The organism is Parviterribacter multiflagellatus (assembly GCF_056863265.1).
Genome location: NZ_JBXPIZ010000003.1, coordinates 103,733 through 117,947, shown reverse-complemented (window position 1 = coordinate 117,947; position 14,215 = coordinate 103,733). Strand labels below are relative to the sequence as shown.

Here is a 14,215-nt window from a genome sequence, read left to right as displayed (position 1 = left end):
ACAGCTTCGCGGATCCGCGCCGCGGGAGGGCGCGCGGGGCTAGGAGCGGACGACCAGGACCGGGCGCTCGACGTGGTGGAGCGTCGCCATCGCGACCGAGCCGAGGAGCATCTCGCGGACCGCGGAGCGGCCGCGGGAGCCGACGACGACGACCGCCGCGCCGCGCTGGTCGGCGACGGCTTTGAGCGCGTCGGCCACCGCGCGACCGCCGGTGCGGACGCCCTCGGACGGCACGGTCACGACGTCCTCGCCGGCGGGCGCGTCGACCTCGCCGTCCGGGCCCACCACGACCACGAGCCGGGGCCGCTCCGGGAACAGCTCGCGCGCCGCCGCGAGTGCGCGATCGGCGCCCTCGGAGCCGTCGTACGCGACGACCACCGGCGCGTCGTCCGCGGGCGCGGGCGTGTCGTCGGGGACCACGAGCACCGGCGACGGGCTGTAGTGGACGACCATGTCCGAGACGCTGCCGAGCACCGCGCGCACGCCGCTCAGGCCGCGTGCGCCGACGACGACCGCGGCCGGGTGGCGGTCGTTGGCGACGCCGGCCAGCTCGACCGCGTCGCCGCCGAACCCGCGGACGGTGAGCGGCTCGGCCACCCAGCCGTGCTCGGCCGCGAGGGCGGCGCCCTGCGCCGCGCGCTCCTCGGCCGCGAGCCGGCCGCGCTCCTCGATGACCTCGGTCAGCTCGCCCAGCGTGGGCACGCCGGTCACGTCGCCGCGCGCGCCCGCGGGGCTCCACGTCGTCGCCACGGTTGCGGCGCGCCCGGCGAGCAGCCGCGCCCCGACCTCGATCGCGGTCGCCGCGCCCGAGGAGCCGTCGTAGCCGATCAGCACCGGCTTGTGGTCTGCCATGCGCCCACCCTAGTGGGACACCCACGTCACGCTCAGGCGCGCGCACCTTCCTCGCCCCGTGCCCGGCGCGGGGACGCCGAGGAGCGGGCCGGAAGGTGGGTCAGGCGTCGTCGACGCCGGCGCCGAGCCGGCGCACGCACGCGAACAGCGCCGCGCGGAGGTCCTCGCGCTGCCCTCGAAGCTCTCAGCGCCCCCGGCGCCCCTACCGCCGCCGCGCGACCTTCGCCGCGCTCAGCCGCGCCGCCAGCCGCTGCGCGACCGTCTTGCCCGCCGCGTTGGCCAGCGCAGTCCGGACGTGGACGTCGAGCGCTCGCGTCCGCACCCGCCGCGCGTCCGCGCGGGACAGCCGCAGCACGACCGTCACGTTGCCCGCCTGCGCGGCGATCGTCTTGACCGCCAGCGTGCGCGGCTTCGTGCCCCGCGTCGCCAGCTCGACCGCGCCCGCGCACGGCCCGGGCCGGCACACGAGGCTCACCCGCACGTCGCGCTTGGCGTCGACGCGCAGGGCGGTGGAGCGGAGCGCGAGGAGCGGCGTCGGCGCGCTTGACGAGCGCACGACCGTCGCACCCGGCGCGCCCGCGGGGCCCGCCGGCCCTGGTCCACCTGCCGGCCCTTGCGGCCCCGCCGGCCCCGACGGGGGCGGCGGCGCGACGGCCTGCCAGTCGGGGTGGTCGCTCGGCCCGGCGTGGATGCGCTGCGCGGCGCCGCCCGCGGCCGGCATGACGTAGAGGCCGTCCGCACGCGCGAACACGACCTGCGTCCCGTCCGGCGAGAAGACCGGCGCGTACCCGTCGGGCGTGAGCTGCTGCGTGCCGGTGCCGTCGGCGTTCACCGTCCAGATGCCCGCGGGCGCCGGGGTCGCGCCCGGCCGGCCGGTCGCGTAGATCAGCCGCCGCCCGTCCGGCGCCCAGTCGAGGTCCTGGGCGGCGTGCGTCGGCACGTCGAGCACCTCAGGCGTGGCGCCCGGGTGGTCGGGGTCGATCGTGAGGATCGTCGGCAGCGACCACGTCGTGCCGCCGTCGTCGGACGTGCGCTGCAGGAAGGCGACACGCGTCCCGTCGGGCGACCACATCGGCTCGCTGGTCGACACCAGCGCCGGACCGTCCACGTCGTCCTCCACGAGCGGGCGGGTGAAGCCGTGCGCCGCGACGAGCGTGATGCCGGGCGGCTCGCTGCCGCCCGGGCCGTCGTCCTGCGCGATGACGTACGCGTCGCCGTCCGGCGCCCAGCTCGGCACGCTCGCGAACACGAACGCGTTGCGCTCGGCCACCGTCCGCACGCCCTCCATCGTCTGCGCGTACGTGCCGTTGCCGACGACCCGCGTGGCGAAGACCGACAGCGGCGCGGAGAGGATGTCGAGCCGCTCGGTGTCGAACGCCAGCGTCTGCCCGTCGGGGGTCCAGCGGGCGCTCGTCGCGCCGTAGAACATGCTCGTCACCGGCCGCTTGCCGCTGCCGTCGGCGGCGATCGTCCACACCTCCTGCCCGCACGCGGGCGCGTTGGGGCGGTCCTGCGGACACGCGGTGAAGGCGATCAGCCCGTTCGCGCCGGGCGTCGTGGCGCCGGCGGCGGGCGGCAGGGCAAGGGCGAGGAGCAGCAGGGCGACCCCTGCCGCGACGGGACGGGCAGGCATGGCGCGACGCTAGCCCCGGCGAGGCCCGTGGATCAAGAAGGGGAGGCTGCGTGCGAGCTTCGGGGCGACCGTGGTTAGGCCGTCCTAAGCTCGAAGGCATGCCTCCCCGCGTTCCCCGCCGCGCCACCGTGGTGGCGACCGAGCGCCTGACGCCGCACATGGTGCGGCTCGTGCTCGGCGGCCCGGGCTTCGACACGTTCGAGGCCGGCGAGTTCACCGACCACTACGTCAAGCTCCGCCTCCCCGACGCTGACGGCGAGATCCGCACGCGGACGTACACCGTGCGCCACTGGGATCCCGAGCGCCGGGAGATCACCGTCGACTTCGTCGTGCACGGCGACACCGGCGTGGCCGGGCCGTGGGCGCTGAAGGCGCAGCCCGGCGACGAGCTCGACCTCCTCGGGCCGGGCGGCGCGTACACGCCCGACCCGGAGGCCGACTGGCATCTGCTCGCGGGAGACGCCGCGGTCATCCCCGCGATCTCCGCCGCGCTCCCCCGCATCCCGGCCGGCGTGCCGGTGCAGGTCGTCATCGAGGTCGACGGCCCCGAGGAGGAGCAGCCGCTCGAGACGCCCGGCGACCTGCGCCTCACGTGGCTGCACCGCACGAAGGGCCCGGGCGAGGAGCCCGAGCTGCTCGTCGACGCCGTCCGCGCGCTGCCGCAGCTCGAGGGCCGCGGCCACATCTTCCTCCACGGCGAGGCGACCTCGGTCCGCAACGTCCGCCGCCACCTCGTCGCCGAGCGCGGGCTCGACCCCGCCGACCAGTCGATCTCCGGCTACTGGAAGCTCAAGCGCACCGAGGAGGGCTGGCGCGAGGACAAGCCCGCGTGGCGCGAGCAGGTCGAGGCGGACGACGCGCTCGCCGGCCGCGCCTGACGGCGTCCGGCGGGCCGCGCGCGGGGCCTATGGGACGAGCGCGGCCGACAGCTGCTGCAGCGCGCGGCGGGTCTTCGTCTCCTGCTCGCCGCCGAGCTCGACCCCGCGCCCGGCCAGGTAGGCGCGGGTGCGCGCGGCGACGTCGAACGTCTCCGCGGGCGGGCACTTGGTCGACAGCTCCAGCACGCGCGACTCGTCGGGGTAGAGCCACAGCTCGGCGACCATCCGGCGGCGGCCCAGCTCGCGCGGCGCGAAGCGCAGCTTGAGCACGAAGATCGGGCCGAGCACGGTGAGGTCGTCGAGCCCGAGGCCCTCCGGGGCGCGGCTCGCGTACAGCCGGCGCTGCTCCTTCGTGAAGAGCTTGCGCAGCGGGCGCCCGGCGTCGACCGTCCGCTTGATGTCCGCCGACGGAACCGCCTTGAGCGTCGCCGAGCAGGTGAAGCCGCCGGGCATCGCGTCGACCTCGACGCTGAACCCCTCCCGCGCGCGCAGCTCGGGCGGCAGGTCCGCGGGCGCGACCGGCCGCAGCTTCACCACCGCGTCGTCCCCCTTGCGCTGGATGCGGCGCAGGCGGACGACGAGGCCGTGCTCGTACACCGTCAGGTCGGGGGTGTCGAGGAAGCGCACCTGGCGGATCTGCGCGTCGAGCGGGTCGAGGTCGAGCGCGCGCAGCGCGTGCCGGTGCGTCTCGGCCGGGATCGTGAGCTTGAGCTCGACGCTGTCGGCGTCGTCGAGCAGCGGCAGCAGCTCCTGCAGCTGCGTGTCGGACAGGCGGGTCGTGACGGCCATGGAGCACCTCAGGGAGCGGTCGACGCGCCGGCGCCGCCGTGGGCGTGCCAGACGCGGGCGAGGGAGATCGGTGACAGGTCCTGCTTGCGCAGACAGGCCGCTGCGTCGCCGTCGCGCAGCGCGTCGGGCGACGGCGCGATCGACACGAGCACGACGACCGTGTCCGGCTCGGCCCGGCGCAGCCGCCGGGACGTCTCCAGCCCGTCCATCCCCGGCATGCGGACGTCGAGCAGGACGAGGTCGGGGTGCAGCGCGCCGGCGAGCGCCAGCGCCTCCTCCCCCGACGCGGCCTCGCCGACCTGCTCGAACCCCGGCGTGGCCGCGATGAGCTCGCGGACGGCGCGCCGGAAGACGTCCTGGTCGTCGACCGCGAGCACGGTCACCGGGCCGTCCGCCGGGGTGGGCATGGCATCCGCTCAGGTCGCGGCGCCCGCCGGGGTCAGCGCCTCCTGCAGGCGCGCCTCGGCCTCGTCGGACAGCGACGAGTGCAGGACGGTGCCGCCGTACTGGCCGATGCGCGGCAGGACCTTGTCCGGCGTCGAGTCGCGCACGAGCACGATCACCGCGGCCCCGCCGGCCGGCAGGTTCTCGGCCAGGTCCTTCATGAACCTGTCGTTCACCCCGACGTCGGTGAACGCGCCGACCGCGCCGCCGGACGCGGCGCCGACCGCCATCCCGAGGAACGGCGCGAGGAAGAGCAAGCCGATCAGACCGCCCCACAGCGCGCCGCCCGCGGCACCGGCCGCGGCGGGCTTGACCGACTGGTGCAGCTTGACCTTCCCGTCCGGGCGGCGCTCGGCGATCACGGCGTCCTCGAGCGTGAGCGCGTGCTCGGTGCTGAGCCCGCGCAGCTCGGTCAGCATCTTCTGGGCCGTGCCGACGTCGTCGTACGCCACGGCGATGAGGTTGCTCAAGACGTCCTCCTGGTTCGCGACTCCGGGTCTCGGCACACGCTCGCGAGCGGCCGTGCGCCCGGCAAGGTGACGCCCCTGCCCATCGCCGGGATGCGCGCCCCACCCCGCCACGGGGGTGCACCGGCTTGCCGCGCCCCGCCGCTGACGCGACAGTCGTCGTCGTGCTCCCGTTCGACCGTCCCCCGCTCGCGACGATCGTCGATCCGTTCGGGCTCGCGCCGCGCGCGGCGCGCACCGGCGGCCGGCTGGCGCTGTCGGCCGCTGACGCCGCCGCGGCCGCCGCGATCCGTGCGGGGCTCGTGGACCGGGTCGCCGACGAGCTGGTCCGCCGCGGGCTGATCGAGCGCATCGCGGACGAGCTGGTCGACCGCGGGGCGGTCGAGCACGTGGTCGACAAGCTGCTGACGACGCCGCTGCCGGAGCGCCTCGTCGCGCAGGTGCTGGCCAGCGACGAGCTGTGGCTCGTGGTCGAGGAGATCGCGCAGAGCCCCGCCGTCACGGAGGCGATCTCCCACCAGAGCGCGGGGTTCGCCGACCAGGTCGCGCAGGACGTCGGGGAGCGCACGCGCCGCGCGGACGCTCGGCTGGAGCGGGCCGCGCGCCGCCTCCTGCGCCGCCCGCCGGTCGTCATCACGCCCGCCGCCCCGCAGGCTCCGTGACGCTCGCGGCCGCGCCGGTCGGAGCCGCGCGGGCCGGCTACGTCGGACTCGTGACCCGCGCGCTCGCGTTCGCGCTCGACGCCGCGCTGATCAACGGCCTGGCGCTCCTCGTCGCGGCCGTGGTGGGGCTGACGTTCTCGGTGGTGTCGATCCCGGAGGAGCTGCAGACGATCGGGATCGCCCTCGGTGGCGCCCTGTACGTGCTGTGGAGCGTCGGCTACTTCGTGACGTTCTGGTCGGCGAACGGCCAGACACCCGGCAACCGCGTCCTGCGCATCCGCGTCGCGGCCGCGAGCGGCGAGCCGCTCCTCCCGCGCCGCGCGCTGCTGCGCTTCGCCGGCCTGACGCTGGCGGCGCTCCCGCTGTTCGCCGGCTTCCTCCTCGTCCTCGTCGACGACCGGCGGCGCGGCCTGCACGACCGACTGGCGCGGACGGTCGTGGTCGACGCGCCGGCCAAGGGTGCAGGCATCACCGGCGGACACCGGCACGCGCCATTGCCGGGTGCGCCGGGCTAGACGGACGATCAGGCCATGAGCGTGATCACCTGGCTGCTCGCCGTGTGCTGGATCGTCCTGTGGGTCGCGGTCGTCGTCGACGTCGTCCGGCGGCCGTACAGCACCGGGCGCAAGGCGGCGTGGATCCTGATCGCGCTGATCTTCCCGCTCCTCGGGCCGCTGCTCTACGGCGTCCTGCGCAAGCCCACGCGGACCGAGACCGAGCAGCGCTTCACCGCGCAGCGCGAGATGGGGCGCCACTCCCCGTACGACCGCACCGGGACCCGGTAGCGCGCGATGGCGGGGCCGCGCGGGTGGGCGCCGCTCGCGATCCTGGCCTCCGCGCAGTTCGTGATGGTGCTCGACAGCAGCGTCATGAACGTGTCGATCTCGCAGATCGTCGCGGACCTCGACACGACCATCCAGGGCGTGCAGCTCGCGATCACCGCCTACACGCTGGTGATGGCGGCGTTCATGCTGGCGGGCGCGAAGCTCGGGGACATCCTCGGCAGGGAGCGCGCGTTCGCGATCGGCCTGGCGATCTACGGCGCCGGCTCGCTGACGACCGCGGTCAGCCCCAGCCTGCCGGTGCTGCTCATCGGCTGGTCGCTGATCGAGGGGATCGGCGCGGCGCTCGTCGTCCCGGCGATCGTGTCGCTCATCGCGGGGACGTACCAGGGCGACCAGCGCGCGATCGCGTTCGGCGTCGTCGGCGGCGTCGCGGGCGCGGCGATCGCGTGCGGCCCGCTGATCGGCGGGTGGGTGACGACCGAGCTGAGCTGGCGCTACGTCTTCGCCGGCGAGGTCGTGATCGTCGCGATCGTGCTGCTCCTGCGCGGCCGCCTCGCGCAGGCGCCCCGGGCGGCCGGCGCGGCGCCGAAGCTCGACGTCGTCGGCATGCTCCTGTCGTCGGCCGGCCTGGCGCTCATCGTGTTCGGGATCCTCAAGTCGAGCTCGTGGGGCTGGTTCCGCCCGAGCGGCGCGCTCACGATCGGCGGCGAGGAGATCACGCCCCTCGGGTTCTCGATGGTCCCGTACCTGCTGCTCGCCGGCGCCGGCCTGCTGTGGGCGTTCAGCGACTGGGAGGAGCGGCGCGAGCGCGCCGGCCGCGACGTGCTGCTCGACCGCGCCCTGCTGCGCATCGGGCACCTGCGCGGCGGCCTGACCACGCTGATGATGCAGCAGCTGATCCTGCTCGGGACGTTCTTCGTGCTGCCGGTCTACCTCCAGGTCGTGCTCGGCCTCGACGCGTTCGAGACGGGCAAGAAGCTCTTCCCGATGTCGCTGACGATGTTCCTCGCGGCGATGGCGGCGCCGCGGCTGCTCTCCGGCGTCTCCCCGCGCCGGGTCGCGCAGGCGGGGCTGCTCGCGCTCGTCGCCGCGTCGGTGCTGCTGCTGGCCTCGATCGACGTGCAGCTGGAGTCCGGCGAGTTCGCGGCGGCGCTGGCGCTGTTCGGGGTCGGCGCCGGCCTCCTGCTCTCGCAGCTCGGCAACGTGATCATGTCGGCGGTCGCGCCGGAGCAGACGAACGAGGCCGGCGGGCTGCAGGGCACCGCGCAGAACCTCGGCGCGTCGCTCGGCACCGCGCTCGTGGGCGCGATCCTCATCGCCGCGCTGAGCAACGGGTTCGTCGACCGCGTCGAGCAGAACGAGGCGATCCCCGCGTCCGCGCGGACCGAGCTCGCGCAGAAGGCCGAAGCGGGCATCCCGATCGTCCCGGTCGACGACGTCGAGCAGGCCGCGACGAAGGCCGGGCTCTCCGCCGACCAGGCACGGGAGGTCGCCGGCGACTACGGCGACGCGCAGCTCGACGGCCTGCGCGACGCGATGGGCGCGGTCGCGTTCTTCGCGCTGATCTCGCTGTGGTTCACGCGCCGGCTTCCCGGGACGGCGGCCAACGCGCCGGTTCCCAGCGAGGCGATGCACCGGAATCGCCCTCGTGACATGGCGTACGAGGGGCTGTAGCGTCGCTCCATGGGAGTCGCCCTGCCCGCACCCACACGGGAGGTGCGGTTGCTCCGCACGCGCCGGTTCTGGGGCACGTACGCGATGGCGGCCGCCCTCGCTGCGGCGCTGACCGCGGCGGCGATGACGGCGGCCTGGACCGGCGGTGACCCCGTCGCCTCCGTGGTGCGCGCGCTCGTGCCGAGCATCCCGATGGCCGTCGGCGCGTACGCGTGGACCGTGGGCGCACGGCCGCGGTTCGGGGCGCTGCTGTTCGCCGCGGGCGCCGCGTGGTTCCTCACGACGCTCGCCGAGGCGGACGACGCCGGGGTCTACACGGCCGGGCGCGTGGCGGGCTGGCTCGCGCCGATCGCGTTCATCTGGCTGCTGCTCGCGTTCCCGTCCGGGCGCCTGGAGGCGGCGGCGGACCGCGCGATCGTGGCCGCGATGGCGCTCGTCGTCGCGGTGCTCTTCCTGCCGCGGCTGGTGCTCGCCGAGGACTTCGAGGCGCCGAGCGTCTTCACGAGCTGCACCCAGGACTGCCCGGGCAACGCGCTCTTCGCGCTCGACGCCGAGCCGGCGTACGTGGACGGCGTCCTGCGCCCCGCGGGGTGGGTCGCCCTGCTGCTCGTGGTCCTCGCCACGACGGCCCGCGTGCACCGCCGGCACCACGTGGCGTGGCGGCACACCCGGCGGGCGGTGGCGCCGGTGGTCGGCGTGCTCCCCCTCGCCGTCGTCGTGGCGGGCGCCGCGGCCGCCTCGCGCCTGGCCGGTGGCGGGGTCGAGCTCAACCGGGCGCTCGCGTGGGCGCAGGCGCTCGCGCTGCCGTTCGTCGCGCTGGCGTTCCTCGCCGGCCTGCTGCGCCAGCGGCTCTTCGTCGCCCGCGCGCTCGAGCGGCTCGCGCTCTGCCTGCGGTCGATGCCGAGCGCCCGCGCGCTGCGCCGCGGGCTGGCCGACGCGTTCGCCGACCCGCGCCTCGACGTCGTGTTCGCGTCGGGCGACCCGGCCCGCCCGTGGCGCGACGCCGCGGGCCGGACGACGGGCGTCCCAGGCCCCGCCGACCCGCGCGCGCTGACCGAGGTGCGCCACGAGGGCCGACTGGTCGCGGCGGTGGTGCACGACGCGGAGCTGCTCGCCGACCCCGAGCTGCTCGCGGCGGGCACCGCGATGGCCGCCGTCGCCCTCGACAACCAGCGGCTGGCGGCCGAGAGCGAGGCCGCGACGCGTGAGCTGCGCCGCTCCCGCGCCCGCCTGGCCGCGACGGCCGAGGAGGAGCGCCGGCGCATCGAGCGCGACCTGCACGACGGCGCGCAGCAGCGGCTCGTGGCGCTGCGGATCGAGCTCGGGCTCGCCGAGGACCTCGTCCGCCGCGCGCCCGCGGACGCCGCCGCGCGCCTCCACGCGCTGGCCGGCGAGGTCGACGCGGCGCTCGACGAGGTGCGCGCGCTCGCCCATGGCGTCCACCCGCCGATCCTCGCCGACCGCGGGCTGGAGGAGGCGATCCGGGCCGCGACCGCGCCGATGCGGCTGCCGGTGCGGCTCACCGCACGCGACGTGGGCCGCTACCCGGCGGAGACCGAGAGCGCCGTCTACTTCTGCGTGCTGGAGGCGCTCCAGAACGTGCTCAAGCACGCCCGCGGCGCGCGGCGGGCGACGATCCGGCTCGACGGGAGCCCGGGCAGCCTGCGGTTCACGATCAGCGACGACGGCGCCGGCGTGCCGGGCGGCCAGATCCTTCCCGGCGGCGGCCTGACGAACATGCGCGACCGGCTCGCCGCGGTCGGCGGGACGGTCGACGTGGCGTCGGTCCCACGCGTCGGGACGGTCGTGCGCGGCGAGGTGCCGCGCGCCACGCCCAAGGAGACCGCGTGAGCGCGCCGGCCCCGGTGCCGCAGCGGCCCGCGCTCCGCGTCGTCGTGGCCGACGACAGCTACCTCGCCCGCGAGGCGGTGGCGCGCATCCTCGACGAGGCCGACGGCATCGAGGTCGCCGCCACGTGCGCCGACCGCGACGCGGTGCTGCGGGCGGTCGAGGCCGACCCGCCCGACGTCGTGGTGACCGACATCCGCATGCCGCCGGCCGGCTCCGACGAGGGGCTGCAGATCGCCGCGGCGCTGCGCGACTCGCACCCGCACGTCGGGGTCGTCGTGCTCAGCCAGTACACCGAGCCGCGCTACGGCCTGGCCCTCCTCGAGCACGGCTCGGACGGGCGCGCGTACCTGCTCAAGGAGCGCATCAGCCACCGCGGCCAGCTCGTCGCCGCGATCGAGGCGGTCGCCGACGGCGGCTCGATGATGGACGCGAAGATCGTCGAGACGCTGATCGCCGCGCGACGCCGCGTCGAGGACTCGCCGCTGGCGGAGCTGACGCCGCGCGAGCTGGAGATCCTCTCGTTCATCGCCCGCGGGCTGAGCAACCAGGCGATCGCGGACGCGCTCTACCTGACCAAGCGCGCGGTGGAGAAGCACATCAACGCGATCTTCCTCAAGCTCGGGCTCTCGGACGCGCTCGACGTGAGCCGGCGGGTGAAGGCCGCGCTCATCTACCTCGCCGAGCACGACGGCGGGGCGTAGAGCGCGGCCCGTGCCCTCCGCGGCACCGCCGCCGGCTACGTCCCCAGCAGCCGCGCCTTCGCCGCGGCGAACTCCGCGTCGTCCAGAGCGCCCTGCTCGTGCAGGCGCGCCAGCTCGCCCAGCCGCTCGACCGGGTCCGGCGAGGGCGGCGGGGCGGCGTAGGCCTGCTCGGGCGGCGGGTACCCCTGCGGTGGGTACGCGGCCTGCTCCTCCTCGCCCCAGCGCCGCGCCTGCCGGCGCGAGACGCGGTTGCTGACCGACGTCGCCGTTCCGGCGATGACGGCGGTGCGGGCGACCCCGCGCAGCAGTCCAGGCATCTGGCTCCTCCTCAGGTCAGGTGGTCGCGGCCTCGATCGCGTCGAGCGACGCGATCAGCGACTGGACGGGGATGCGGCCGCTGGCGACGAGCTCGCCGCCCGAGCGCCGCACGGCCGACGCGAACGGCGCGGCCCAGGTGTTCTCCCAGACGAGCACCGCGGCGGCGGTCCCGGGCTCCAGCGCCGCGGCGGCCTCGTCGAGGTCCTCCTGGCTGAGGATGCCCGAGACGACGCCCTCCAGCGCCGCGAAGCCGCTGTTCGCGCCGAACGCGCCGACGTCGAGCGCGCCCACCGTCCCGTCCTCGTCCTTGGCCATCACGGCGAGATCGATGATGCGGACGATGCCGCGCTCCTCCAGCTCCAGCAGCATCGGCAGCGCCTCGCCGTTCGGCTGGCGATCGGGCCACTCGACGACGATGTAGTCGATCGGGCCCAGCTCGTCGGGTAGGGCTCCTGCGTCTGGTCCGCTCACGTCCGGGCTCCTCTCCTCGGGGGACGACGGGGTCGCGGCCGACGCTAGATCCGCCCGCGACGCCCGTCATCGCCCGCTTCGGGTGACGCCGGTGCGCACGCGCGCGGGGTCGTGCCGTCCTCCGCGCAGACGCGGGCACGCCTCCTTGCCGGTGCGCGCGCGGGGCGAAGACGCTTGGAGGGCGATGAGCGCCGCGACCGCCCTGCCCGCCGTCTCGCCTCTCCCCGCGCCCGGTTCGCGGCTGGTCCCCCGCCCGCGGCTCGTCCGGCCGTTCGTCGCCGGCCGGCCGCGGGTCGCGCTCGTCCTCGCGCCCGCCGGCTACGGCAAGACGCGGCTGGTCGAGCAGTGGTGCGCGCACGACCCGCGCCCCGTCCGCGCACGGCTGGACGAGCTGGCGCCGGCGCGGCCCGGACTGCTCGTCGTCGACGCCTCCGGGGCGTGGCCGCCGCCGGAGCAGGTCGACGCGCTCGTGCGCCGCGTGCCCGCCGGGTCGACGCTCGTGCTCGCGGGGCGCTCGCGGCCGCCGCTGCGGCTCGGCCGGCTGCGGGCCGAGGAGGACGTGCTGGCGCTCGGGGCGGCCGACCTGGCCCTGACGGCGGCCGAGGTCGCCGCCGTGCTGCGGCTCGACGGGGTGCTGCTCGACCACGCGCGCGTGCTGCGGCTGCGCACGCTGACCGAGGGGTGGCCCGCGGCGGTGCGGCTGTGCGCGCGGCTCGTGCGCCGGGCGCGTGACCCGGCGGCGGCGCTCGACGCGCTCCGGGCCGACGACGAGGAGCTGGCAGGCTACGTGCGCGAGGAGGTGCTCGCGGGGCTGCACGCGGACGACCAGGCGTTCCTGCGCTCGGTCAGCGTGCTGTCGTCGCTCGACGCGCGCACCTGCGACGCGCTGCTCGGGACGCCGGGCTCCGGGACGCGGCTGCGGCGGCTGGCGGCGGCGAACGCGCTCGTGCTCCCCGAGGATCGCGCCGCGCGCAGCTTCCGCCTGCACCCGCTGCTGGCCGCGACGCTGCGCGCCGACCTGCGCGCGACCGAGCCGGGGCTCGAGCGGCGGCTGCACGCGCGCGCGGCGCGGTGGTTCGGCTCGCTCCACGACGACGAGCGCGCGCTCGAGCACGCCGTGGCCGGGCACGAGGCGGCGCGGGCCGCGCGGCTGCTGGCCAGCGTGGCGCTGACGCACCTGGGGACCGGGCGGACGGCGCCCGTCGCGCGGCGGCTCGACGGGCTGGGGGAGCGCGACGTCGCGGCGCGCCCCGAGCTGGCCGCGCTCGCCGCGTGGTGCCGCGTCGTCGCGGGCGACCTGGACGGCGCCGAGCGCTGGCTGCCCGCGGCCGCGGCGGCGGGGAGCGGCCCGTCCGCGTGGTTGCTGCGGGCCGCGCTGGGCCGGGGCGACCTGACCGCGATGCGCGACGACGCCGAGCGGGCGCTGGCCGAGCTGGAGCGGCCTGGCGTGCCGCGAGCGGCGGCGTGCCTGCTGGCCGGCGTGGCCCGGACGCTCGCGGGGGAGGCGGAGGGTGGCCGGGCGCTGCTGGCCGAGGGCGTCCGCGCGGCGGGGGCGGCGGGGCCGCTCGTACGCGGGGCGTGCCTGGCGGTCGAGGCGCTCACGGACGTCGCGGACGGGGCGCTCGACGCCGCCGCCGCGAAGGCCTCGCGGGCGCGGGCGCTGTGCGGCCCCGACGCGGGCCCGCGCCACGGCGGCACCGCGCTGACGCTCGCCGTCGCCGCGCTGGTGACCGCGCGCACGGGCGACGTCGAGCGCGCCCGCGAGGACGTCGACGAGGCCCGCGCGGCCCTGCGCGCGATGCACGGCCCGCCGCCGTGGTACGCGGCGTGCGTCACGCTCGCCGCCGCGCTCGCGCACCTGCGCCTGAGCGACGGGCGAACGGCGCGGGTGCTGCTGCGCGAGGCGTCGCTCCACGCGGGCGAGCTGCCTGACGCCGTCGCGCTGCGCGCCTGGCTCGACGGTGCGTGGGCGGCGGTGGACGCGTTCGCGCTCGACGCGGTCTCCACCCCGTCGCCGCTCACGCTCGCCGAGCTGCGGATCCTGCGGTTCCTCCCGACCCACCTGTCCGTCCGCGAGATCGCCGCCCGCCTGCACGTCACGAGCAACACGGTCAAGACGCAGACGCAGTCGGTCTACCGCAAGCTCGGCGTCGCGTCGCGCTCAGCGGCCGTCGACCGCGCGCGGGAGGTCGGCCTCGTCGATCCCTGAGCGGTCGCCGGGGCCGGCGCCGCCGAGGGCGACGAGGCGGTCGAGGAGCGCGAGCGTCCGTGCGTGCAGCGCGTCGTCGTCGTCCGCGACCACCTGCCGCGCGACCATGCGGCCGACCCGGTAGCCCGAGAGGAACCCGAGCCGCTGCCCGAGCCGGACGGTGACGGGCCAGCCGTCGCCGACCGGCGCGAGCTCGTCGCGGATCCAGCGCCGCCGCTGCCGCTCGACCGCGCGCGTCCCGCGCGTGCCCACGCACGCGGCGGCGACGCCGAGCAGCCGCTGGCGCCGGTCGTCGTCGAGGCCGTCGTTGTAGCCGCGCACCACCGCCGCGATGCTCCGCGAGACCGAGCGCGGGTGGTCGGTGAACGGCTCGCCCGCCAGCATCGACGCGAGCTCCATCGCGCACACGCCGCCCGGGCCCGGGAGCGCGTGGCAGCCGGCCGAGAGCCGGACGTTCTGGTGGCTGACGACCTCCACGGCT

Annotated in this window: 16 protein-coding genes; 8 read left to right on the top strand and 8 right to left on the bottom strand. The window is 76.7% G+C overall.

Features of this window, described 5'->3' with window-relative positions:
• Positions 1 to 39 precede the first annotated feature (39 nt).
• Together AC1UE5_RS07400 and AC1UE5_RS07395 are read right to left on the bottom strand one after the other, a co-directional pair.
• On the bottom strand, positions 40 to 852 hold the full coding sequence (locus tag AC1UE5_RS07400; RefSeq protein WP_482921696.1) for a universal stress protein: 813 nt from the start codon (positions 850 to 852) through the stop codon (positions 40 to 42).
• 202 nt (positions 853 to 1,054) lie between these two features.
• Positions 1,055 to 2,485: a TolB family protein gene (locus tag AC1UE5_RS07395; RefSeq protein ID WP_482921694.1), complete on the bottom strand. Its 1,431-nt coding sequence runs from the start codon at positions 2,483 to 2,485 to the stop codon at positions 1,055 to 1,057.
• Positions 2,486 to 2,583: 98 nt separating this feature from the next.
• Between AC1UE5_RS07395 and AC1UE5_RS07390 the strand changes: the two genes are divergently transcribed.
• Positions 2,584 to 3,363, top strand: coding sequence for a siderophore-interacting protein (locus tag AC1UE5_RS07390; RefSeq protein ID WP_482921692.1), 780 nt, complete (start codon positions 2,584 to 2,586; stop codon positions 3,361 to 3,363).
• A 27-nt stretch (positions 3,364 to 3,390) separates the two neighbouring features.
• On the opposite strand, the gene AC1UE5_RS07385 is transcribed toward AC1UE5_RS07390, so the two are convergent.
• From AC1UE5_RS07385 to AC1UE5_RS07375, 3 genes are read right to left on the bottom strand one after another with little or no spacing between them, the layout of a single operon-like run.
• A complete protein-coding gene (locus AC1UE5_RS07385; protein WP_482921690.1) occupies positions 3,391 to 4,152 on the bottom strand; it encodes a CYTH domain-containing protein in 762 nt (253 codons plus the stop codon).
• Between the two features lie 8 nt (positions 4,153 to 4,160).
• A complete protein-coding gene (locus AC1UE5_RS07380; protein ID WP_482921688.1) occupies positions 4,161 to 4,559 on the bottom strand; it encodes a response regulator transcription factor in 399 nt (132 codons plus the stop codon).
• A 9-nt stretch (positions 4,560 to 4,568) separates the two neighbouring features.
• Positions 4,569 to 5,066, bottom strand: coding sequence for a DUF1269 domain-containing protein (locus AC1UE5_RS07375; RefSeq protein ID WP_482921686.1), 498 nt, complete (start codon positions 5,064 to 5,066; stop codon positions 4,569 to 4,571).
• A 161-nt stretch (positions 5,067 to 5,227) separates the two neighbouring features.
• On the opposite strand from AC1UE5_RS07375, the gene AC1UE5_RS07370 reads away from it, so the two are divergent.
• The 6 genes from AC1UE5_RS07370 to AC1UE5_RS07345 are packed head-to-tail and all read left to right on the top strand — an operon-like array spanning position 5,228 to position 10,736.
• Positions 5,228 to 5,725, top strand: a complete 498-nt coding sequence (locus AC1UE5_RS07370; protein ID WP_482921684.1) for a hypothetical protein — start codon at positions 5,228 to 5,230, stop codon at positions 5,723 to 5,725.
• Positions 5,722 to 6,240 carry an RDD family protein gene (locus tag AC1UE5_RS07365; RefSeq protein WP_482921682.1) on the top strand — a complete coding sequence of 173 codons (519 nt, stop codon included), beginning with the start codon at positions 5,722 to 5,724 and terminating at the stop codon, positions 6,238 to 6,240. Before AC1UE5_RS07370 ends, AC1UE5_RS07365 begins: the two co-directional genes overlap by 4 nt.
• Positions 6,241 to 6,255: 15 nt before the next feature.
• Positions 6,256 to 6,510, top strand: coding sequence for a PLD nuclease N-terminal domain-containing protein (locus AC1UE5_RS07360; RefSeq protein ID WP_482921680.1), 255 nt, complete (start codon positions 6,256 to 6,258; stop codon positions 6,508 to 6,510).
• A gap of 6 nt (positions 6,511 to 6,516) precedes the next feature.
• A complete protein-coding gene (locus AC1UE5_RS07355; RefSeq protein ID WP_482921678.1) occupies positions 6,517 to 8,184 on the top strand; it encodes an MFS transporter in 1,668 nt (555 codons plus the stop codon).
• A 9-nt stretch (positions 8,185 to 8,193) separates the two neighbouring features.
• Positions 8,194 to 10,035 (top strand): histidine kinase, encoded by a 1,842-nt coding sequence (locus AC1UE5_RS07350; RefSeq protein WP_482921676.1) that lies wholly within the window; start codon positions 8,194 to 8,196, stop codon positions 10,033 to 10,035.
• Positions 10,032 to 10,736, top strand: a complete 705-nt coding sequence (locus AC1UE5_RS07345) for a response regulator transcription factor (protein WP_482921674.1) — start codon at positions 10,032 to 10,034, stop codon at positions 10,734 to 10,736. The genes AC1UE5_RS07350 and AC1UE5_RS07345 overlap by 4 nt, the downstream gene beginning before the upstream one ends.
• A gap of 35 nt (positions 10,737 to 10,771) precedes the next feature.
• Here AC1UE5_RS07345 and AC1UE5_RS07340 read toward each other — a convergent pair whose 3' ends face one another.
• Together AC1UE5_RS07340 and AC1UE5_RS07335 are read right to left on the bottom strand one after the other, a co-directional pair.
• Entirely contained in the window at positions 10,772 to 11,053 is a 282-nt protein-coding gene (locus AC1UE5_RS07340; RefSeq protein WP_482921672.1) for an SHOCT domain-containing protein, read from the bottom strand.
• 16 nt (positions 11,054 to 11,069) lie between these two features.
• A complete protein-coding gene (locus AC1UE5_RS07335) occupies positions 11,070 to 11,525 on the bottom strand; it encodes a DUF6325 family protein (protein WP_482921670.1) in 456 nt (151 codons plus the stop codon).
• A gap of 184 nt (positions 11,526 to 11,709) precedes the next feature.
• Here AC1UE5_RS07335 and AC1UE5_RS07330 point away from each other — a divergent pair, with 184 nt between their 5' ends.
• Positions 11,710 to 13,734, top strand: coding sequence for a winged helix-turn-helix domain-containing protein (locus tag AC1UE5_RS07330; RefSeq protein ID WP_482921668.1), 2,025 nt, complete (start codon positions 11,710 to 11,712; stop codon positions 13,732 to 13,734).
• Here AC1UE5_RS07330 and AC1UE5_RS07325 read toward each other — a convergent pair.
• Entirely contained in the window at positions 13,687 to 14,211 is a 525-nt protein-coding gene (locus tag AC1UE5_RS07325; RefSeq protein ID WP_482921666.1) for a hypothetical protein, read from the bottom strand. The genes AC1UE5_RS07330 and AC1UE5_RS07325 overlap by 48 nt on opposite strands.
• Positions 14,212 to 14,215: the final 4 nt, after the last annotated feature.

Excerpts from the sequence above, each read along its gene's own strand:
- AC1UE5_RS07400 (WP_482921696.1), bottom strand. The coding sequence starts at position 852 with ATGGCAGACCACAAGCCGGTGCTGATCGGCTACGACGGCTCCTCGGGC.
- AC1UE5_RS07395 (WP_482921694.1), bottom strand. The coding sequence starts at position 2,485 with ATGCCTGCCCGTCCCGTCGCGGCAGGGGTCGCCCTGCTGCTCCTCGCC.
- AC1UE5_RS07390 (WP_482921692.1), top strand. The coding sequence starts at position 2,584 with ATGCCTCCCCGCGTTCCCCGCCGCGCCACCGTGGTGGCGACCGAGCGC.
- AC1UE5_RS07385 (WP_482921690.1), bottom strand. The coding sequence starts at position 4,152 with ATGGCCGTCACGACCCGCCTGTCCGACACGCAGCTGCAGGAGCTGCTG.
- AC1UE5_RS07380 (WP_482921688.1), bottom strand. The coding sequence starts at position 4,559 with ATGCCCACCCCGGCGGACGGCCCGGTGACCGTGCTCGCGGTCGACGAC.
- AC1UE5_RS07360 (WP_482921680.1), top strand. The coding sequence starts at position 6,256 with ATGAGCGTGATCACCTGGCTGCTCGCCGTGTGCTGGATCGTCCTGTGG.
- AC1UE5_RS07355 (WP_482921678.1), top strand. The coding sequence starts at position 6,517 with ATGGCGGGGCCGCGCGGGTGGGCGCCGCTCGCGATCCTGGCCTCCGCG.
- AC1UE5_RS07350 (WP_482921676.1), top strand. The coding sequence starts at position 8,194 with ATGGGAGTCGCCCTGCCCGCACCCACACGGGAGGTGCGGTTGCTCCGC.
- AC1UE5_RS07340 (WP_482921672.1), bottom strand. The coding sequence starts at position 11,053 with ATGCCTGGACTGCTGCGCGGGGTCGCCCGCACCGCCGTCATCGCCGGA.
- AC1UE5_RS07330 (WP_482921668.1), top strand. The coding sequence starts at position 11,710 with ATGAGCGCCGCGACCGCCCTGCCCGCCGTCTCGCCTCTCCCCGCGCCC.